General features: G+C 67.7%; 20 protein-coding genes. 2 read left to right on the forward strand and 18 right to left on the reverse strand.

Going from position 1 to position 20,442, the window contains the following annotated elements; all coding sequences use genetic code 11:
- Positions 1-74 precede the first annotated feature (74 nt).
- From AmiPiv_RS14985 to AmiPiv_RS15045, 13 genes are all read right to left on the reverse strand, one after another.
- A complete protein-coding gene (locus AmiPiv_RS14985; RefSeq protein ID WP_340038279.1) occupies positions 75-3,218 on the reverse strand; it encodes an efflux RND transporter permease subunit in 3,144 nt (1,047 codons plus the stop codon).
- A 105-nt stretch (positions 3,219-3,323) separates the two neighbouring features.
- On the reverse strand, positions 3,324-4,469 hold the full coding sequence (locus AmiPiv_RS14990) for an efflux RND transporter periplasmic adaptor subunit (protein WP_340038280.1): 1,146 nt from the start codon (positions 4,467-4,469) through the stop codon (positions 3,324-3,326).
- 49 nt (positions 4,470-4,518) lie between these two features.
- Positions 4,519-5,130, reverse strand: a complete 612-nt coding sequence (locus AmiPiv_RS14995) for a TetR family transcriptional regulator (protein WP_340038281.1) — start codon at positions 5,128-5,130, stop codon at positions 4,519-4,521.
- 245 nt (positions 5,131-5,375) lie between these two features.
- On the reverse strand, positions 5,376-6,245 hold the full coding sequence (locus AmiPiv_RS15000) for a DUF2182 domain-containing protein (protein ID WP_340038282.1): 870 nt from the start codon (positions 6,243-6,245) through the stop codon (positions 5,376-5,378).
- 9 nt (positions 6,246-6,254) lie between these two features.
- Positions 6,255-6,899 carry a DUF1326 domain-containing protein gene (locus AmiPiv_RS15005; protein WP_340038283.1) on the reverse strand — a complete coding sequence of 215 codons (645 nt, stop codon included), beginning with the start codon at positions 6,897-6,899 and terminating at the stop codon, positions 6,255-6,257.
- 82 nt (positions 6,900-6,981) lie between these two features.
- Complete coding sequence (locus tag AmiPiv_RS15010; RefSeq protein WP_340038284.1) at positions 6,982-7,758, reverse strand: slipin family protein; 777 nt, start codon at positions 7,756-7,758, stop codon at positions 6,982-6,984.
- The gene (locus AmiPiv_RS15015; RefSeq protein ID WP_340038285.1) at positions 7,755-9,134 is read right to left on the reverse strand and encodes an NfeD family protein; all 1,380 of its coding nucleotides are present in this window, start codon (positions 9,132-9,134) and stop codon (positions 7,755-7,757) included. The genes AmiPiv_RS15010 and AmiPiv_RS15015 overlap by 4 nt, the downstream gene beginning before the upstream one ends.
- Positions 9,135-9,221: 87 nt before the next feature.
- Positions 9,222-9,755 (reverse strand): GNAT family N-acetyltransferase, encoded by a 534-nt coding sequence (locus tag AmiPiv_RS15020; protein ID WP_340038286.1) that lies wholly within the window; start codon positions 9,753-9,755, stop codon positions 9,222-9,224.
- 6 nt (positions 9,756-9,761) lie between these two features.
- Entirely contained in the window at positions 9,762-10,328 is a 567-nt protein-coding gene (locus AmiPiv_RS15025; protein ID WP_340038287.1) for a helix-turn-helix domain-containing protein, read from the reverse strand.
- A 44-nt stretch (positions 10,329-10,372) separates the two neighbouring features.
- Positions 10,373-11,038, reverse strand: coding sequence for a class I SAM-dependent methyltransferase (locus AmiPiv_RS15030; protein ID WP_445206960.1), 666 nt, complete (start codon positions 11,036-11,038; stop codon positions 10,373-10,375).
- Between the two features lie 165 nt (positions 11,039-11,203).
- On the reverse strand, positions 11,204-11,497 hold the full coding sequence (locus tag AmiPiv_RS15035) for a GYD domain-containing protein (protein ID WP_340038288.1): 294 nt from the start codon (positions 11,495-11,497) through the stop codon (positions 11,204-11,206).
- A gap of 358 nt (positions 11,498-11,855) precedes the next feature.
- The gene (locus AmiPiv_RS15040; protein WP_445206961.1) at positions 11,856-12,527 is read right to left on the reverse strand and encodes an aspartate/glutamate racemase family protein; all 672 of its coding nucleotides are present in this window, start codon (positions 12,525-12,527) and stop codon (positions 11,856-11,858) included.
- The gene (locus tag AmiPiv_RS15045) at positions 12,528-13,976 is read right to left on the reverse strand and encodes an MFS transporter (RefSeq protein WP_340038289.1); all 1,449 of its coding nucleotides are present in this window, start codon (positions 13,974-13,976) and stop codon (positions 12,528-12,530) included. It lies immediately after the preceding gene.
- 253 nt (positions 13,977-14,229) lie between these two features.
- Between AmiPiv_RS15045 and AmiPiv_RS15050 the strand changes: the two genes are divergently transcribed.
- Both AmiPiv_RS15050 and AmiPiv_RS15055 read left to right on the forward strand, forming a co-directional pair.
- The gene (locus AmiPiv_RS15050) at positions 14,230-15,072 is read left to right on the forward strand and encodes a MurR/RpiR family transcriptional regulator (protein ID WP_340038376.1); all 843 of its coding nucleotides are present in this window, start codon (positions 14,230-14,232) and stop codon (positions 15,070-15,072) included.
- Positions 15,073-15,251: 179 nt separating this feature from the next.
- The gene (locus AmiPiv_RS15055; RefSeq protein WP_340038290.1) at positions 15,252-17,843 is read left to right on the forward strand and encodes a DNA translocase FtsK; all 2,592 of its coding nucleotides are present in this window, start codon (positions 15,252-15,254) and stop codon (positions 17,841-17,843) included.
- A 39-nt stretch (positions 17,844-17,882) separates the two neighbouring features.
- Here AmiPiv_RS15055 and AmiPiv_RS15060 read toward each other — a convergent pair whose 3' ends face one another.
- The 5 genes from AmiPiv_RS15060 to AmiPiv_RS15080 all read right to left on the reverse strand — a co-directional run bounded on the left by AmiPiv_RS15060 (position 17,883) and on the right by AmiPiv_RS15080 (position 20,069).
- The gene (locus AmiPiv_RS15060; protein ID WP_340038291.1) at positions 17,883-18,299 is read right to left on the reverse strand and encodes a DUF1801 domain-containing protein; all 417 of its coding nucleotides are present in this window, start codon (positions 18,297-18,299) and stop codon (positions 17,883-17,885) included.
- Positions 18,299-18,523: a hypothetical protein gene (locus AmiPiv_RS15065; protein ID WP_340038292.1), complete on the reverse strand. Its 225-nt coding sequence runs from the start codon at positions 18,521-18,523 to the stop codon at positions 18,299-18,301. Before AmiPiv_RS15065 ends, AmiPiv_RS15060 begins: the two co-directional genes overlap by 1 nt.
- A 27-nt stretch (positions 18,524-18,550) precedes the next feature.
- On the reverse strand, positions 18,551-18,961 hold the full coding sequence (locus AmiPiv_RS15070) for an SRPBCC family protein (RefSeq protein ID WP_340038293.1): 411 nt from the start codon (positions 18,959-18,961) through the stop codon (positions 18,551-18,553).
- Positions 18,958-19,281 (reverse strand): ArsR/SmtB family transcription factor, encoded by a 324-nt coding sequence (locus tag AmiPiv_RS15075; protein WP_340038294.1) that lies wholly within the window; start codon positions 19,279-19,281, stop codon positions 18,958-18,960. The genes AmiPiv_RS15070 and AmiPiv_RS15075 overlap by 4 nt, the downstream gene beginning before the upstream one ends.
- A 134-nt stretch (positions 19,282-19,415) precedes the next feature.
- Positions 19,416-20,069 carry a glutathione S-transferase family protein gene (locus tag AmiPiv_RS15080; protein ID WP_340038295.1) on the reverse strand — a complete coding sequence of 218 codons (654 nt, stop codon included), beginning with the start codon at positions 20,067-20,069 and terminating at the stop codon, positions 19,416-19,418.
- Between the last annotated feature and the right edge of the window lie 373 nt (positions 20,070-20,442).

The raw sequence follows: 20,442 nt of genomic DNA on the forward strand, positions 1-20,442 counted from the left end.
GCCGGCGCACGGGATCGGCAAATGAAAAGGCCGCCCCGGGGGCGGCCTTTCGCATCTGTCGGCAGCGGGCCGGCCTACTCGGCCGCCAGCGCCGGCCGGTGCGGAATCTCGGCGACGTTGCCGCGGTCGCCGTCTTCCGGCTCGCTCGTGGCCTTCTTCGGCTCCTTGCCGAAGAACAGGGCGTAGCCGGCGGGCAGCACCAGGATGGTCAGCACCGTCGCCACCAGGATGCCGCCCATCATCGCGTAGGCGAGCGGCCCCCAGAACACGCCGCGCGAGATCGGGATCAGCGCCAGCACCGCCGTCATCGCCGTCAGCATGATCGGCCGGAAGCGGCGCACCGCCGCCCCCACGATCGCCTCGGAGCGCTCGATGCCGGCGGCGATGTCCTGGTCGATCTGGTCGACCAGGATGATCGAGTTGCGGATGATGATGCCGAGCAGCGCGATCACGCCCAGGATGGCGACGAAGCCGAAGGGCGCGCCGCTGATGAGCAGCGCCGCCGCCGCCCCGATGATGCCCAGCGGGCCGGTCGCCAGCACCAGCATCGACTTGCCGAAGTGCTGCAGCTGCACCATCAAGAGCAGCACGATGACGAGCAGCATGATCGGCGCCTTGGCGGCGATCGAGGCCTGGCTCTCGGCGGCGTCTTCGGCGCCGCCCTGGATCTCGACCTTGTAGCCGGGGGCGAGGCTGTCGCGCAGCGGCTTCAGATCGTTGAACAGCTTCATCGTCAGGTCGTTCGGCTGGATGCCGTCGGGCAGCGTCGCCCTGACGGTGATCGTCGGCAGGCGGTCGCGGCGCCATTCGATGCCCTGCTCCATCACCGGCACCACCTTGGCTACCTGCGACAGCGGCACGAAACCGCCGAAGTCGGTCGGGATGTAGACCGAGTCGACCGCCGACAGCAGGTGCCTGTTGGCTTCCGGCTCGCGGGCGACGATCGACACCGTCTCCTCGCCGTCGCGGAAGTCGTCCAGCGGCGCGCCCGACATGGTCGCCTGCAGCATCTGGCGGATGCGCTGCGAGGTCACGCCCAGCGCCCGCGCCCGATCCTGGTCGACCACCAGCTTCATCGCCGGCACCGGCTCCAGCCAGTCGTCGTGGATGGCGCCGAGCTCGGGGGTCTCAGCGAACTTCGCCTTCACCTGGTCGGCGATGCGGCGCACCTCGGCCCGGTCCGGGCCCATGACGCGCAGCTGCACCGGCCAGCCCGTGGGCGGCCCGAGGAACAAGCGGTCGACCTTGCCGCGCACGGAGGGGAAGTCCTCGGCCAGGATGGTGCGCATCTTGGTGATCAGCCGCTCGCGCGCCGGCTCGTCATTGGCCATCACCAGCAGCTGGGCGTAGTTCGGGTTGCGCAGCTGCTGGTCGAGCGGCAGGAAGAAGCGCGGCGCGCCCTCGCCGATGAAGGTCGCGATGAACTTCTTGTCCGGGTCGTCCATCATCCTGGCTTCCAGCGCCTCGGCCTGCTTCTCCACTTCCGTGATGCTGGTGCCTTCCGGCAGCCACAGGTCGACCAGGATTTCCGGCCGCGACGACTGCGGGAAGAAGTTCTGCGGGATGAACTGGAAGGCGAAGAGCGAGCCGAAGAAGGCGACCAGCGTCAGCGCCAGCACGATGATGCGGTGCCTGACCGCCCAGCCGACCGTCGAACGCAGGCGGCGGTAGAAGCGCGTGTCGAACACGTCGTGGTGGCTGCCGGCGTGCTTGCGCTGCTTCAGGATCATGTTGCCCAGCCACGGCGTGAAATAGACTGCCACGAACCACGACGTCACCAGCGCTATGCCCACGACATAGAACAGCGAGCGCACATATTCGCCCGCCGTCGATTCGGCGAAGCCGACGGGGATGAAGCCGGCCGTGGTGATCAGCGTGCCGGTCAGCATCGGGAAGGCCGTCGACGAATAGGCGAAGCTCGCCGCCTCGATCTTGACCAGCCCCTCCTCGAGCTTCCGCTCCATCATCTCGATGACGATCATCGCGTCGTCGACCAGCAGCCCCAGCGCGATGATCAGCGCGCCCAGCGAGATGCGCTGCAGGTCGATGCCGAGCTCGTACATGATGGCGAAGGTGGCGGCGAGCACCAGCGGGATGGTGATCGCGATCACCAGGCCCGAGCGCCAGCCGATCGACAGGAACGACACCACGAGCACGATCAGCAGCGCCTCGACCAGCGCCTTCATGAACTCGCCGACCGCCTCGGTCACCACCTCCGGCTGGTTGGAGATCTGGTCGACGGAAACGCCGTAGGGCAGCGTGGTTTCGAAGCGTTCGTAGGTCGCCTCCACCGCCTTGCCCACGTCGGTGACGTTGAAGCCCTTGGCCATCACCACGCCGACCTGGACGCTGTCCTTGCCGTTGTAGCGGAACTTGCGCGAATACGGGTCTTCGAGGCCCGCGGTCACGGTGGCGATGTCGCCGAGCCTGGTCACCTGGTTGCCGGCGCGCAGCCTGAGTTCACGGATGTCGGAAGCCTTGCTGAGATCGCCCTCGACCGAGATGCGCACCGAGCGCGTGCCGGTGTCGACCGTGCCCGCCGCGTCGATGTTGTTCTGGCCGGCAATGGTGTTGCGCAGGTCGTTGAGCGTCAGGCCGCGCTCGGCCAGCGCCTTGGACGACACCTCGATGTAGATGCGCTGCGGCTGGTCGCCGAGGATGACCGCCTTCTCGACGCCCGGCGTGGTCAGCAGCACGTCGCGCGCCTGGATGGCGAACTTCTTCAGTTCCGGATAGCTGTAGCCGTCGCCGCTGATCGAATGCAGCGTGATGAAGGTGTCGCCGAACTCGTCGTTGAAGAACGGCCCGATCAGGCCCTGCGGCAGCTCGGCCGAGATGTCGCCGACCTTCTTGCGCACCTGGTAGAAGGCGTCCTTCACCTCGGCGGCGTCGGTGTCGCCTTTCACCTGCACGGTGATGATGGCGCTGCCGGCGCGGGTGTAGGACTTCACCCAGTCGAGATGCGGCGTCTCCTGCAGCTTGCGCTCGATCTTGTTGACCACCTGGTCCTGCATCTCCTCGATCGAGGCGCCGGGCCAGACTGCCTGCACGACCATGACGCGGAAGGTGAATTCCGGGTCCTCGCTCTGGCCCATGCGCATGAGCCCGAGCGCGCCGGCGATGATGATCAGCCCGAACAGGAAGCGCGCGATGCTCGGATGGCCTATCGCCCAGCGCGACAGGTTGAAGGGCTTCTTTTCCTCGGTGGAAGTGGCCATGGCCTTGGTTCCGATCTGGCGCACGACGCCGTCGACCGGCACATGTGCGCAGGTTCAAGGGTTGCGGCACGCCAGTCGGCGCGCCGCTCCGCGAAATTCCTTGTCTCAGCGAACCGCGTGGTTCGTATCGTTCGACGCCGCGCGCTGTTCGGCGGCCGGCACCTTCACCTTCAGGTTCTCGGCCATGAACTGCGTTCCCGCGGCCACCACCAGGTCGCCCGGCTTCAGGCCGTCGGCCACCTGGACGCCGTCGTCGACGAAGTTGGCCACCTTGATGGGCCGCGCGCGCACCGTCTCGTCGGCCGCGTCGACAACCCAGACGATCTCCTTGCCCTCCTGCTTGGCGAGCGCGCTAAGCGGGATCGACACCAGGTTCTCGCCGCTGTCGACCGTCGCCGCGATGGTCGCCGTCATGCCGAGCAGCACGCGGGCATCGTCGGGCAGGCTGACGCGCACCGGGAACGTCCGCGACTGCGGGTCGGCGCTGCCGGCCACCTCGCGCACCTTGCCGTCGAGGATGAGCTTGTCGTCCGACCAGAAGCTGACCTTGACCGCCTTGCCGGGCGAGAACTTGCCGATGTCGAGCTCGGGCACGGCGATCTGCACTTCCTTCTCGCCGTCGACGGCGACCGTCACCACCGGGGTGCCGGCGCCTACCACCTGGCCGGTGTCGGCATTGATCGCGGTGACGATGCCGCTCTGGTCGGAGCGCAGCTCGGCATAGCCGACCTGGTTCTTCGCCTGCCGGAGCGACGATAGTGCCGCGTCGCGCTGCGAGGCAGACTGCTTGTAGGCGAGTGCCGCCTGCTCGCGCTGCGCCTCGGAGGCGAACTTGCGGGCATAGAGCTGTTCGGCGCGCTGGTCGGCGAGCTTAGCCGTCTCGACCTGCTTCTCGGCGGCCGCGAGGTTCGCCTCCGCGCTCGCGACGCCAAGCTGGTAGTCGGTCGGGTCGATGCGGGCGAGCAGGTCGCCCGGCTTCACCCGGTCGCCGATGTTGGCGACGCGCTCGGTGATCTTGCCGCCGACGCGGAAGCCGAGATTCATCTCGGTCCGGGCCTTCACCGCGCCCGAATAGTTGAGTTCGCGCGTCGTGTCGGTCTTGGCGATCTCCACGACCTTGACCGGGCGGATCGCCTCGACCGTCTCGGTCTTCGCCTCCGAACAGGCCGCAAGCCCGGCGCCGATCAGCGAAACGATCGCGAGGCTGAAAAGAGGACGCAAGCTGGTATTGAAGCTTCTGAACGAAAGCATCGTTCGCACTCCCGATGATGTTCGATTGTGGTTGGCCCGTGGGCCGCTTCTAGTTCCTCTTGAGCGCCGCGATCAGGAACTCGACGAGTTCCTCCGCGGACGCCCGATTTTCCTTGGAAAGGCACTGCGCCACCATCTGCGGGTGGCACAGCGTCACGGTCGCGGCGCCGAAACAGCGCGCCGCCACGGCCGGGTCCTGTTCGACGAATTCGCCCGCGGCGATCCCCTCGGCGATGACTTCCGCCATGAGATCGTGGATGCGGTCGACGTGTTTTTCGATGACGTGCCAGTCGCGCTCCATGGCGACGATCACCATCTCGTGCACCTTCTGCTGGTCGAGCAAGGTGTCGACCGTCAACTGGTGCTGCTGGTGCACGTAGCGGCGCAGCCGCTCCTCGGCGCTGCCTGGCCCGCGCATGGTGTTGCACGCCATCTGGTAGACCGCGCCGAGCATGCGGCCGCAGATCGCCTGGTGGATCTCCACCTTCGAGGCGAAGAAACGGTAGATGTTGGCCGGCGACATGCCGAGGTCGCGGGCGATGTCGGCCACGTTGGTCTTGGCGTAGCCATAGTGCCGGAACAGCCGCTCGGCTGAATCGAGGATGCGCGTCACCGTTTCCTGGCGCGCCAGATCCACGGTATTTTCGGCGACTTCGTTCATTCCAGGTGTCCAGTTAACGAATGACGAATTTCTAATTTCGTCAGTCGTAATCCTTTAGCAGCTCCCGGTCAAGCGCGAATCCGCGCAGCCGTTGGGCGTCTCGTAGTTCGGCCATGGGATGATCGACCGGGCGGCCGCCTCGCCGAACCCGAAATAGACGATATTCTTGAACACATGGTTGTGGCCGTCTCTATGAAACCAACCATGACGATTGGCGCTACCGTCCGGCGCCTCAGCCCCCGCTTCTACGAAACCCACGGCATCGCGGTCGAGCCGCTGCCGATTGCCGCGCCCAGTCCGATGAGCACCGCGCCGACTGCCGAGGCGACGCGCGGGCCGTGCGCAAACAGCTTCTCGGCGAAGACCACCAGCGTGAGCAGCAGCATCCAGGCCAGGCTCATCGTGCCCGCCGCCACCAGCACGGCAAACAGCGCCCAGCAGCAGCCGAAGCAATAGGCGCCGTGTCTCAGCCCCATGCGCAGCGCGCCCAGCCTGCCGTCGCGCCAGTGCAGCGCCACGAAGGCGAGCGGCGAGCGGCAATGGCTGAGGCACACCCGCTTCGCCGGCAGGAACTGGTAGAGCCCGGCAGCAGCGATGGTCGCCCCGAGCGCCAGCGGTGCCCATCTTGCCCTGGCGTCCGGGGCGAGAGCGGTGGCGACGTCGCTGCCGATCTGCACCGCCACATAGACGCCGAGCCCGGCCGCCGCCCAGACCAGCATGTAGCCGGCCGCGAAAATCCAGGTCGGCACCGCGACGGACGGGTCGCGCCGCGCCTGCGCCTGGGCAAACATGAAGATCATCGGTGCCGCCGCCGGCAGCATCATCGCCGCCATCATCACCGTCCACAGCGCCACGAACACCGCGGCTCCCTCCGGCGACCAGCCGCTGGCGGCGATGCCCGACATCGCCATGCCCGACATCTCGCCGGAAGCCATCCCGTCGCTGCCGCCGCGGACGGCGAGCCCCATCGGCATGTCCATGCTGACGGCCTGGTAGAGGGTCAGCCACCAGGCTGCGACGGTCAGCACCAGCAGCGACAGCAGCAGGCCGAGCGGCACCCGGCCGCGCCGCTCAAACTGCTTCAGCCGATCGAGCCAGCCTGCCTGTGACGGCATGGCCATTGCCTATGCCGGGCCGGGTCCGGTCCAGTCGAACGGGATGTGCTTGCTGGAGCGGTTCTCGCCCGTCCAGTCGAAGCCGAAGCCGTCGGTCCTGACCTTGGTCGAATGGCCCCAGGTCGCGACCTGGCCGGGACCGACCTCCGATCCGGGCGGGTTCAGCGTCTGCACGCGCATGCCGGGCGGCGTGGTCGGACCCGAGAGTGCCTCGGCCCGCCCGATGACGCGGCCGGGCACCTCGGCGTGCCAGTAGGCGAGGTCGTCGGCGACCTCGAACGTGATCGGCACGAACTCGACGCCGCGCATCTCGCCGATGTTCGAAGCGAAGGCCGCCGGCCAGCCGCCGGCCTGGCCGCCGAAGATCGTCTGGATCGCCTCGCGCTGGCGCTCGTCCGCCCGCTCGTCGATGAACAGGCCCATGCGCGCCTTGCCCTCGCCGGCCCACAGATTGCCCTCGAACGCGCCGAGCGCCACCAGGCTGAAGCCGTCGAGCATGACGTCGCCGAAATGCCCCTCGCGGATATGCCAGGCGAGCATGCCCTGGCAGGCGTTGTTTGTGGGGGCCTGGGCGAATTCACAGGGACAGGGGATGTCGCAGCTGCAGATGTCGAACCAGTCGCCGACGAGATGCCATTCAGGGACGGTATTCATGACACCACCTCCGTGAATATTGCCCCGGGATTCTACCGCAAGTCACCTCGCCGCTCCAGAAGGGAGAGCGGCAGAGCGGCTTTCACTTCGGCTTGGCGGCCTCCGCCGGCGGCCGCGAATTCAGGTGCCCCAGCAGGTCCATCGGCACCGGGAACACCACCGTCGACGAGCGCTCGCCGGCCACGTCGTGCAGGGCCGCGAAATAGCGCAGTTGCATCGCCTGCGGCTCCTGCGCCAGCATCCGGCCCGCCTCGACCAGCTTTTCGGCCGCTTGCTGCTCGCCCTCGGCGTTGATCACCTTGGCGCGGCGCAGCCGCTCCGCCTCGGCCTGCTTGGCGATGGCGCGCACCATGCTCTCGTTGAGGTCGACGTGCTTGATCTCGACATTGGTCACCTTGATGCCCCAGGCGTCGGTCTGCTGGTCGAGGATCTCCTGGATGTCGGCGTTGAGCCGGTCGCGCTCGGCCAGCAACTCGTCGAGTTCGTGCTTGCCCAGCACCGAGCGCAGCGTGGTCTGCGCCAGCTGGCTGGTCGCCGCCAGAAAGTCCTCGACGCGGATGATCGCCCGCTCGGCGTCGACGATGCGGAAATAGAGCACCGCGTTGACCTTCACCGAGACGTTGTCGCGCGAGATCACGTCCTGCGGCGGCACGTCCTGCACCACCACGCGCAGGTCGACCCGCACCATCTGCTGGACGAAGGGGATCAGGATGATGAGCCCGGGGCCCTTGACGCCGGTGAACCGGCCAAGCGTGAAGATGACGCCGCGCTCGTACTCCCTGAGGATACGGATCGCGGCGGACAGGAAGGTGACGATGACGAGCGCGAGTGCAAGGTAGCTCACATATCCGATGATCATGGCCGTTCTCCGTCGCCTGGCTGGCGCAGCTTGCGCCGCTCGACCTGTAGCACCAGGTCCTCGATGCCCGTGACCTCGACGGTGTCGCCCGGCGCGAGGTTGTCTGCGGCGCGCGCGCGCCAGCGCTCGCCCTGGGCGAGCACATGGCCCTCGCCGCCGGACCAGTCGAGGATTTCTGCCGGCAGCCCGCGCATCGCCTGGGCGCCGACGCGCGACGGCCGCCGGCGCGCCGTCCAAAGGTAGCTTCCCGTCAGCAGCGCAAGTCCCAGCGACAGCGCCGCGGCGGTGCCCGTCACGACCCAGGACAGCTCGAAGCCGGGGCTGTCGACCTTGAGCAGCATCGCCGCCCCGAGCAGGAACGCCGTCACGCCGCCAAGGCCAAGCACCACGGTAGGGTTGAAGGCCTCGATCACGAGGAAGATGAGGCCGAGCAGCATCAGCCCCAGCCCGGCGTAGTTGATGGGCAGCAGGTTGAGCGCATAGAGCCCGAGCAGCAGGCTGATCGTGCCGATCACGCCGGGCGCCACCGCTCCGGGGGTCGAGAACTCGAAGACCAGGCCGTAGATGCCGATCAGCATCAGGATCACCGCCACGTTGGGGTCGGTGATGACCGATAAAAGCTCGATCAGCCAGCCCGGCTCGACCTTCTCGACTACGGCGTCCCTGGTCGCCAGTGGCCGCTTCGCCCCGCCCGCCTCGACGATCCTGCCGTTGCTCATCTGCAGCAGTTCGGCGGTATCGCGGGCGACGAACTCGATGACGCGCTGCTCGAGCGCCGCGTTCGCCGACAGGCTGGCCGCCTCGCGCACCGCCTTCTCGGCCCACTCGGCGTTGCGGCCGCGCAGTTCCGCCAGGCTGCGGATCAGCGCCACCGCATCGTTGGTGATCTTGGCCGTCATGGCGTCGCCCGAAGCCGGCGCGGTCTTCTGGTCCTTGCCCGCGTCCTTGCCGTCCTCGCCGGGCTGCGACGGCGTCAGTCCGCCGAACTCGACCGGCGTGGCCGCGCCGATATTGGTGCCCGGCGCCATCGCCGCCACATGGGTCGCATAGAGGATGTAGGTGCCCGCGCTCGCCGCATGGCCGCCGGACGGCGCGACATAGCCGATCACCGGCACCGGCGACGCCAGTATGTCGGCGATCATCTCGCGCATCGAGGTGACCAGCCCGCCCGGCGTGTTCATCTGCAGGATGACGGCCTCGGCCTTGCGCTCCTTCGCCTCGGCCAGCCCCTCTTCCAGCAGCCTGGCGCTCGCCGGGCCGATGGCGCCGTCGATCTCGACGGTCAACACGAGCTGCCCCCGGCCGCCCTCCTCCGCTTTCGGGGGAGAGAGGCCCAGGACCGCGGCGACGCCAAGGGCCGCGGCGAAAAGGGCCATACGCGCGCGTTCCACGCTCAAAGCTCCATACCGAAGATATGGGCGCGGCGATCTCAAAATCCAAGGTTGCAGGCCGGGCGGCCGGCCTCAGAGGGTCTTGTACATGATGGTCGTCGGGTCGAGCCGCTCGCCGCCCATCGGGTCGCGGGCGAAACCGGGGATGATGCCCACCGTCCGGTAGCCGAGCCCGGCATAGAGCGGCTCGGCCTTGTCGCCGCTGCGCGTGTCGAGCGTGATCAGGCTGCGCCCCGCCGCGGCCGCCCTCTGCTCCAGCTCGGCCATCAGCCTGCGGCCGATGCCAGAGCGCCGGAAATCGGGATGGACCAAGAGCTTGTTGACCTCGGCCCGGTGCGGCTGGTTGGGCGGCATGTCGCCGTTGAGCTGCACCGAACCGGCGATCCGCCCGCCCTTTTTCGCCACCAGCAGCAGCCGCGTCCCGTCGGCTACCCCCGGCAGCACCTTGTCGAGCCAGAATGCCTCGCTGTCGGCCTGCGAATGGGGCAGCACGAAGCTGATGCTCGCGCCGCCATGCACGCAGGCATTGAGCAATCCGCCGAGCTCGCCCAGGTTTTCGCGCAGGTCCTCAGCCGCGAAGGCCGAAATGCCGATGTCGTCCGTCATCGTGCCTCACACCATGAAGAGGAAATATCTCGCCCCGGTTCCTTCGGGCGTCGAAAAGGCGCTCGGCCCGAACAGCTGGTAGCGCAGGCAGTCGCCCGGTCCGAGCGCATGGCTCTTGCCGTCGACAGTGACCTCCAGCTGCCCTTCGACCAGCACCAGATGGTGCTCGAGGCCCGGGCGCGGCGGCGCGTCATAGCCGATGCGCGTGCCCGGCCCGAGCCGGCATTCCAGCGCCTCGCCGGCCAGCGTCTGCGCCGGCGGCGACACCGAGCGGCGGTTGAAGCCCGTCTCCGGATCGACCCAAACCGGCTGCGCGTCGGATGGCACCAGCGGCGCGAAATCGCCCTCCACCATATGCATGAGCCGCGACAGGGTGAGACCATAGGCGGCACACAGCCTGCCGAGCGAGCTCGCCGTCGGGCTGACCTCGGCATTCTCTAACCGCGACAGGCTGGCGCGGCTGATGCCGCTGCGCCGCGCCAGCTCGTCAAGCGACCAGTTGCGCTCGGCCCTCAGCCCCCTCAGGCGCTGCGCGATGCGCTCGTCGATCCCGGCAACTTCGATCTTTTCCATATATGAGAAATATTCCCACATATGGAAGATGTCAAGCCACGCCGTCAGGCGACGAAAGCATAGACCGCGCCCGGCACGGTTCCCGTCCCGCTGGCCAGGCCGACGTCGGCCACGTCATATTCCGCGACCGGCCGCAGGCGCTGCCGCGGCAGGCCGGACCGGCCGGGATCGCCGACCAGCACCGCGACGCCCGCCGCCAGGCAACGGTCGAGGAAGCCGGTCACCCGGCCCGCGAGGCCGGCGTCGTAGAACACGTCTCCGGCCGCGACGAGGTCGACGGCGGGCGGCGGCCCGCCGAGCAGGTCGTCGGCCAGCACCGTGAGCGCGACGCCGTTCAGCGCCGCGTTGAGGCCGATCGCGGCGACCGCGTTGGCATCGATCTCGGCCGCGATGACGCTGCGCGCCCCTGCCGTCATCGCGGCGATGCCGACGAGCCCGGACCCGGCGCCGAGGTCGAGCACCCGGCGCCCCGCGACCGTCTCGGGCCGCGCGTGGAAATGCCGGGCAAGCGCCAGCCCGCCGGCCCATTGATAGGCCCAGTAGGGCGGCGGAGCGTCGTCCCCCTGCCCGGCCGCCAGCCGCCGCAGCCCGCTGCCCGGATGCGCCGCGTAGAGCCGGATGCCGGGCAGCGCCGGAACCGCGGCGATCCGCATGTTCGCCGCGATGAAGGCTGCCGGATCGGGCCTTTGGCTGGAGCCGTGGTGGTTCAATTCGATGCCGCATGCGCCTGAGGACGCCGGACCATCGTCCGAACCCAGGGCGAACGCAAGCGCCCGCTCGCGCGTTCGGCGTTCAGGTCACGCCGGAAGGATCGTCGTTGCGGCAATAAGACGGCGGAAGCCTAGGAAAAACCCGGCTTCCGCCCCGAGAATGGCTCAGGCCATCTTGGCCAGGATCTTGTCCATTTCCGCGGCATCGAAGGCCCGCAGCGTCTGGGTCTTGACGTTGCCGCGTTCCGATATCGACAGGCTGAGCGCCGTCGCGACCGCATCGTCGGGCGCCTCGACGACGGTCACCACGTCATGCTTGCCGAGGGTCCACAGCAGCGTATGCACCTTGCCGCCGAGCTTCTCGGCCAGGGCCCTGAAAGCTTCGGCCCGCTTGGTCGTGTCCTTTACGGTACGTACCCCTTGGTCGGTAAAGTTCACCAGGTAAACGTAATATGCCATTTCGACCTCCCTGGATTGCGGAAGGCGTGCGGGCGCATCTGGCGTTGCCGCCGTTTCTCCCGCGCGCAGACTATCACGCGCGGGCTGCAAATGATGCACGCAAAGACGTAGCTCTTGCGCCCTAAGACATAGGGTCTAGCGCCACCCAGGCGGGCACCGGCTCCCCGCCTGCAATCCGGCGGCGAAGCCGATCGTACCCTTGAAGCCGTAGCCGCCCGCGCAGGCGCATTCGCGCGCCATGGCCAGAAGCCCGTCGAAGGCATCTGCTCCGACCCCGCCAGGAAGAACCCGCCTGAATGCGAGAAAGCGCGCCGCGGAATTCTCCACGACGCGCTTCCCGACCCGGACTGCGGTTTCGTCAGGCTGCGCGCTGCGGCAGCATGCCGATGAGCCGCTCGATCGCGCAGGGGATCGGCGCGATGACGGGTGTTTCGAACAGCGGCTGCAGCTGTTCCGCCGCCTGGCCGAGCGGGCCGCCGCCGATGATCACCGCCTCGGCCCCGTCGAGCTCGATGCATTCGCGCACCGCCTCGCCCAGCGACTGCCTGAGAAGCTTTTCGTCGCCGGCCACCGCGATCGGATCGCCCGGCGTGCAGCGGATGCCGGTGTAGAGATGTGCCAGGCCGAGGTCGCGGGCGCGCCCGGCGATGGCGTCGGTCAGGTCGGGCGTCGAGGTTGCCACGCCGAACCTGCGGCCGCCGCGCGAGGCCTCGATCATCGAGGCCTCGCAGATGCCCACCACCGGCACGCCGACGCGCTGCCGGAGCGCGGCCAGCCCCGGATCGCCGAAGGCGCTGACCACGATGCCCATGCACTCGTCGTCGTGCTCGCAGCCGATCTCGATCACCTGCTCGGCCGAGGCTTCGAGCTGCAGGCCGTTGACGATCATCGGCGGGTTGCGGGTAGCCGTGGCGATTGCCACGGCCATCCGTCCTGTCGCCGCCTTGCGAGCGATCGCATGCATCATGTCGCTCGTTGCATGCGAGCTGTTGGGGTTGATCAACAGGATGTGGGACGTCTCATTCATCATTTACGCTCTTGCTTCGGCCCGCCGCACCGACGGCTCGGGCGTTTCCACCTCTGCCGGCTGCGTCAGGTCTTCCATGGACATTCCGTAGGTCTCCGGACCCATCTGGATGCAGACGGCGAAGACCGCGTACATAGCCGCCGCCAGGCCGAACACGCCGATCATGCCGTAGGCGTCGAACAGCGCGCCCGCGATGGTGGGCACGAACGAGCCGGCCGCCGAACCCGTCGCCAGGATGAAGGCGACGCCGAAGGCGCGGATGCGGGTCGGGAACAGTTCCGGCGCATAGATCCAGATCGAGGTGTTGAGCAGCAGCACGAAGAACTGGAAGATCGCGCCGAACATCAGCACCAGGTAGATGTTGGTGCCGAGATAGGCGATCGAAATGGCCGCCAGGCAGGCGAACACGGCACCCACCGTCAGCACCCGCTTGCGCGGGAAGTAGTAGCCGAACATCGAGGCTGCGATGGCGCCCAGCACGCTGCCGCTCTGGATGATCATCGAGTAGAGCAGGCTGCCCTGCAGCGTGTAGCCCATCGACACGAAGATGATCGGCATCAGGGTGAGCACCGACAGCTGCGCGCCGTAGCTCATCAGGATGGCGATGGCGACGGGAATGGTGCGGCCGATGAAGGGCGCGCGGAACAGCTCCTTCCAGGCGCCCTTGGCGGGGGCTTCCTGCGCGGTGTCGTCCTTGAGATATTCGCGCACCACGAGGTTCTTTGGCCGCAGCGTGCCCGATTCCAGGATCGACAGCACCTTGTTGGCTTCCGCTATCCTGCCCTGCGAGGCGAGGAAGCGCGGCGTCTCCGGCACGAAGCGGCGGTAGAACACCACCAGCAGCGCCGGCACCGCAAGTGCCGCGAACAGCCAGCGCCAGCCGTTGTCGCCCGGGAAGATGGTGAATATCAGCAGACCGAAGGCAGGGGCCAGGAAGTTGCCGAAGCCGCCGGCGCCGACATTGACCAGGCCCGCGGCGGTGCCGCGGAACTTCGGCGAGCAGAACTCGGACAGCATGGTCACCGCGGTCGAGATCTCGCCGCCGATGCCGAAGCCGACGATGCCGCGCGCGACGGCGAGTGCCGCGAAGTTCGGCGCCAGCGCGCAGGCCAGCGAGCCGATGGTGAAGAGCAGGAGGTTGAAGGTCAGCATCACCCTGCGGCCGTAGCGGTCGCCGAGGATGCCCGACAGCAGGCGGCCGATCGCCGCGCTGCCGAATGTGATCGTGTTGAGCAGGCCGATGTCCGCGCCGGTCAGCCCCCAGCTTGCCTTCAGCATCGGCCCCGAAACGCCGATCGTGTTCTGCTCGAAGGCGTCGAACAGGACGCCGATGAGCACCAGCGCGATGATCTGCTTGTGCGCGCCGGTGACGCCGATCCGGCTCAGCGACGTTTCCAATTGTCTTATGACCGGCGATGACTTGCCGGATTGCACCATACCTTCAGCTGCCATGGTTTCTCCTCCCTTGGCTGAACCAGATGTGAAAACTGATTTTCACAAACCTAGCATATGAAAATCACATTTTACAGCCTAAACTTGGGCCCACGGGTTCGGCCGGCCCGGAACTCGGGGTCGGGAGCCTATGTTCTTGTGATTCCTGGGCGAATGCGCCCCCGCCGATCGAGGCCCTGCCCGGCACGCACTTGCGAAGCGCCCCCGAGACGCGCAAATCTGCATCGGCAGCGAAGGAATCGAAGGCAGCATGATGGCATCCAAGGAACGGTCATTCCTCTTCCGCGTCAGGGAAGCCCTGGACGACCTCCATCCTGCCGAGCGCCGGCTGGGCGACTTCGTCTGCGACTTCCCCGGCGAGCTCGCCAGCTATTCGGCCTCGGAGCTTGCGACACTCGCCCATGTCTCCAACGCCACCGTGTCGCGCTTCGTCAAGCGCCTCGGCTACGACAACTACGAGGAGGCGCGCCGCCATGCGCGCGAGGAGAAGCAGACCGGCTCGCGCCTGTTCCTGACGACCTCCACCGACGCCGCCGGCGCCCAGTCGCTCGGCGCCCACGTCGCCCAGGGCATCGCCAACATCGAGGGCACCTTCGCCGGCGTCACCGACGCCCAGATCGACGCCGTCGTCGACGCCATGCTGTCGACCCGCAAGGTCTGGGTGCTCGGCTTCCGCTCGAGCCATCCCTTCGCCGATTACCTGCAGTGGCAGATGACCCAGGTGGTCGAGAACATCGTCGCCATCCCCGGCGGCGGCCAGACGCTCGGCGAGCACCTCGTCAGCGTCGCCAAGGGCGACGTCGCCGTCGTCTTCGGCATGCGCCGGCGCATCGCCCGCATGGACATGATTCTCGCGGCGATCGAAAAGAGCGGCGCGCAATTGCTCTACATCACCGACGAGGGCGTGCCGCACCGCCAGTCTGCTGCCTGGCACTTCCGCTGCCACACCCTCGCGCCGGGGCCCCTGTTCAATCATGTCGCCGTGATGGCGATCTGCCACCTGCTCGCCACCCGCGCCATCGAGCGCGCCGGGGCGGCCGGCCGCACCCGGCTCAGGGGTATCGAGGCCTTCGGCGACGCGCTCGAGGAACTCTAGCGGCGGGCCCGACGGCCCAAGAAAATTGTTCGCCCGCCAACCCCTTGGGAATGCTTGGGAGTGCCCGTCCGGCTGTACCAAAACGGGTCTGTTCGGGTCGTCCAGCGCTGTTTTCGGAAGAAACTGTTAACCATCGGTTCCTATTGCTCGGGAGGCGTTCAAACCGGCGAGTCTTGAGTATGGCATCCATGCGTTTTCCTCGGGCAAATCTATCGGGCACGGAAGCTGGAGAGGGCGAGCAGCAGCGCCGCGAGACCGCGCGCGATCAGGCCCATGCGGTCGATTTCGCCGGCCGCATCGTCAGCCTGCGCGGCAACGAACACAGCTACATGAAGCCCAGGGAAGGCGACGTCTTCCCGAATTTCGGCGGCAGCGAGGGTGAGTTCGCCCGCCCGGGCTGGCAGGACTATTTCTTCCTGGCGCCCAACGTGCGCTTCACCCGCACGCCCGACCGCGAGGTCAAGAAGATCCGTCCCGAGGATGCCGAGCACGCCGTCGAGGAAGGCGCCCAGCCGGCCGAGGCCCTTGCCCTGCCCGATTCGCCCGTTGCTGCGCCGGCCGCCGCCGCTTCGATGCCGAACGCTTCGCACGCCCGTCCGTCGCTCGACCGCGTCGTCGAACGTGCCCAGGTGCTCGCCACCGCACCGCTGCCCGCGCCGACCGCCCATGCCATGGCCGCGGCCCGCGCCGCCGCCGCCGCACGCCAGCCGGCCGCCGTCGCGGCCAGGCCCGCGGCAATGCCCGACACGCGCTGGTCCTATCTGTCCGATCACGCCTACTTCGAGTTCGGCGCCCCCTATGTCGTCGAGGTCCGGCCGGCGGAAACGCGGCGCGTGCCCGCCGCTACCGCCCCGGCGGCCCGCCGCCCCGGGCCGCGCCCGGTTGCGGGGCCCGAGATCACCGCGCTCTATCGCGTCATCGAACGGCCGTCGCCGGCGCACGGTACGCATGCCGCAAGCGCTGCGCCGGTCGCCGCCCCCGTCATCGCGCCCGCCGCAGCCATCCCGGCCGCCCCTGCCCCTGAACCGGTGGCCAAAGCCCCGGCCGTCGCGGCAGAGGCAGCCCCTGTCGAGGCCATACCCGCCGAGGTCAGGGAGCCGTCGCCGCGCGTCGCCGCCAACGACGTGGCGCCTGCCGCCCGGAGCGTCGAGATCACCATGCCGGCGCAGCGCCAGGCCCCGGCGCTGCCGATCGCTGGCAAGCTCGCGGCCGTCGCCTCGGGCGACGACTACGACCTGCCCTCGGAGGAACTGCTGCAGCTGCCGCCGGAGGGCCAGGGCTTCTACATGTCGCAGGAGCGGCTCGAGCAGAACGCCGACCTGCTCGAAAGCGTGCTCGAGGACTTTGGCGTCAAGGGCGAGATCATCCATGTCCGCCCCGGCCCCGTCGTCACCCTCTACGAGTTCGAGCCGGCGCCGGGCGTCAAATCCTCCCGCGTCATCGGCCTCGCCGACGACATCGCCCGCTCCATGTCGGCGATTTCCGCGCGCGTCGCCGTCATCCCGGGCCGCAACGTCATCGGCATCGAGCTGCCCAACGAGACGCGCGAGACCGTCTATTTCCGCGAGCTGATCGAGTCCGACGGTTTCCGCAACACCTCGTGCAAGCTGGCGCTCTGCCTCGGCAAGACCATCGGCGGCGAGCCCGTCATCGCCGAGCTCGCCAAGATGCCCCACCTTCTCGTCGCCGGCACCACCGGCTCGGGCAAGTCGGTCGCCATCAACACCATGATCCTGTCGCTGCTCTACCGGCTGAAGCCGGAGGAATGCCGCCTCATCATGGTCGACCCCAAGATGCTGGAGCTGTCGATCTACGACGGCATCCCGCACCTCCTCACCCCCGTCGTCACCGATCCCAAGAAGGCGGTCACCGCGCTGAAATGGGCGGTGCGCGAGATGGAGGACCGCTACCGCAAGATGGCGCGCCTCGGCGTCCGCAACATCGACGGCTACAACCAGCGCGCCGCGACCGCCCGCGACAATGGCGAAACCGTCGTCATGCAGGTGCAGACCGGCTTCGAGAAGGGCACCGGCGAGCCGCTGTTCGAGGAGCAGGAGATCGATCTCGCGCCGATGCCCTACATCGTCGTCATCGTCGACGAGATGGCCGACCTGATGATGGTCGCCGGCAAGGAGATCGAAGGCGCCATCCAGCGCCTCGCCCAGATGGCGCGCGCCGCCGGCATCCACCTCATCATGGCGACCCAGCGTCCCTCGGTCGACGTCATCACCGGCACCATCAAGGCCAATTTCCCGACCCGCATCTCCTTCCAGGTCACGTCCAAGATCGACAGCCGCACCATTCTCGGCGAACAAGGCGCCGAGCAGCTGCTCGGCCAGGGCGACATGCTGCACATGGCCGGCGGCGGCCGCATCGCCCGCGTCCACGGCCCATTCGTCTCCGATGCCGAGGTCGAGCACGTCGTCACCCATCTCAAGGCGCAAGGGCGGCCCGAGTATCTCGAGACCGTCACCGCCGACGAGGACGACGAGGAGGAGGAAGCCGACCAGGGCCCGGTCTTCGACAAGGGTTCGGTGGCGGCCGAGGACGGCGACAACATCTACGACGAGGCCGTCAAGGTCGTGCTGCGCGACAAGAAGTGCTCCACCTCCTACATCCAGCGCCGCCTCGGCATCGGCTACAACCGTGCCGCCTCGCTGGTCGAGCGCATGGAAAAGGATGGCATCGTCGGCACGCCCAACCATGTCGGCAAGCGCGAGATCCTGCTCGGCAAGCGCGACCAATCGGCCGGCCGCGACGACAACGACTGACGCCGTCAGACGGAGCGCCCCGCGCCCTCGACCGCCGCCTCACATCCTCTCGCCGGGCAGGGCGCTTGCCTGCCTGACCCAGTCGGAGAACTGCCGCTCGTCGAACGGGCGGTCCTCATAGATGTCGAGATAGCGCACCTCCGCCTGCTTCGAGGTGCCGGGCGGCAGCGGGGTGAGATGCGCGCCCTTGAAGAACGCGACCTTGACGTATCGGGTCATGCAGTGGAACCCGAGGAACCAGCTTCCCTGCTCCACGCCATAGAAGGGCGAGTTCCACTTCACCGCCTTGGCCACGCCCGGAACCGCCTCCGAGATCAGCGTGTCGAGGCGGCGCCCGACGCCGGACTTCCAGCCGGGCATGGCCTCGATATAGGCCTGCACGACGGCGTCGCCGTAACCCTTGGCGATCTGCGGATTGCCGCCGGACAGGAGTTTTGGACTGCCGGTCCCCGCCATCAGGCATGGCCCTTCGCGGCCGGCACTCCCTTCGGCTGGCCGCTGAAATAGGGCAGGAAGAACATATGGATGCCGGTCGGGATCAGCACGGCGAGCGGCGGCAGCGGCAGGTAGTAGAACCATTCGGGCGGCTGGGTGACGGCCATGCCGGCGAATATCGAGGCGACGGCCAGGCTGAAGACGAGCGACGTCCAGCGATGGATCGCCCTGATCGTTGAGTTCATGTCAATGCTCCCGGTATTCGATTGGGGTCAGTCCAGCCTCGAGACGACTTCGCCCAACTGGGCGATGAAGCGCGGCCAGCCGACCGTCGCGCCCTGGAAATAGGCCTTCTGCTCTGGCGTGAAACCGCGCTGCTCCATCCGCAGGCTCGTGCCCGTCGCGGTGGGGGCGAGCGTCCAGGTGACGATGCTGCGCAAATCCTTGGTGTCCCAGCGGTAGGACAGCGAGCGGTTCGGCTCGACCGCCTCGACCTCGCAGTCGACCTGGCCCCAGTCGGCGGACAGTGTGAAGCGGCGGCCGGCTTCCGCGCTGAAGTCGTTGCGCATCAGCCATTCGGCGATCAGATGTGGCTGCGTCAGCGCCCGCCAGAGCTTTTCCGGCGGATAGGGAAAATCGCGCTCGACCACGACCGCGCGCGTCGTTTCCATCGTTTCGGTCATTGGTCCATCCTCCTGAGCAGATTGTCGAGATCGTCGAAGCGGTCGTTCCAGAAGCCGGTCATCCGGCTCGTCCAGTCGATCAGCGACCTGAGCCCGTCGCGCTCGGCGCTGTAATAGGTGTAGCGGCCCTCGTGCCGGTCGTGCACCAGGCCTGCGGCCTTCAGTATCTTGAGATGCTTGGAAACCACCGGCTGCGAGACGCCGGCCCCGGCCAGCAGCCCCACCACCGTCGTATCCCCCTCGCGGCAGAGCCGCTCGAACAGCCCGCGCCGCGTCGGATCGGCAAGCGCGCGGAACATTGCATCCTGAAGCTGCGGCATGATCCATACCCGATTGGCTATGCGACGACACATAGCCAATCGGGTATGGGTAGTCAATGCGCGGCGGCGCTGTCTCCGAAAAAAATGTCTCCGGCCTCGACGCGGCGCGCGCCCATCCTGAACGCGGAGCGCCCTCATCCGCCTTTCGACGCGGCGGTGAAAACCGCCAATTGGGCGTCAAAAGCACGCTTGAAGGCCGGCCGCGCTTCACCGCGGGCGACATAGGCGGCGAGGTTCGGGTACTCGTCCAGCAATCCCGATCCGTTCAACCGGCGCAGCACCATCACCATCAGAAGGTCGCCGGCGCTGAACGCACCGTCGAGCCAGTCGGCATCGCCAAGGCGAGCCGACAGTTCGCCGAGCCGGCCACGGATGCGATCCTCGACCAGCGGGAGGCGCTTTTCATGCCAGGTCTCGTCGCGCTCCACGAGCTTGGCGATTTCCCTGTCGACGATCGGCGGCTCCAGCGTGCTGAGTGCGGCAAACATCCAGGTGATCGCGCGCGCCCGGGCATTCGTCTCGTCCGGCAGCAGGCCCGCATGGCGCTCCGCTATGTGCAGCACGATCGCGCCCGACTCGAACAAAGCGAGATCGTCCTCCTCATAGGTCGGGATCTGCCCGAACGGATTGAGCGCGCGATGCGCCGGCTGCTTCATCTCGCTGAACGAGACGAGACGGACGTCGTAGGGCTGGCCCACTTCCTCGAGCGCCCAGCGAACACGCATGTCGCGCGCCTGTCCCCTGCCGCGGTCGGGCGACCGTTCGAAGGCCGTGATGGTGGGGATCATTGGGAGCCTCCGGGTGATTGCATGGTGCTTTTGCATCCAAAGGACGAACGACCGGCGCGGTTCCCGACAGCTTACCTTTTTCTTTGGCCATGGAGAAACTCGGCCTCACCGGCAGACGCAGCTCCCTGCCCGCACCGTGGGATAAATTCCCGCGCCCATCTCCACCAAACATTTGATCCGGTTGGGCTTTAAAAAAAAATCTTCGGCCGGCTTTTCCACCGCCTGGAGCGCCCGGCCTATACTTCAGGCACTGTCCTCACGGGAACCTGGTGCGCACCGGGTATCAGGGAGGGCGGCGGTGACCTCCCGCCACGGCTGCGGTAGCCGTGGCTCCGAGGGCCCGACGACAGGCCGGCGTTGCTCCGGCACGCGC

The sequence above is a fragment of the Aminobacter sp. Piv2-1 genome (genome assembly GCF_037625995.1).
Classification (GTDB): domain Bacteria; phylum Pseudomonadota; class Alphaproteobacteria; order Rhizobiales; family Rhizobiaceae; genus Aminobacter.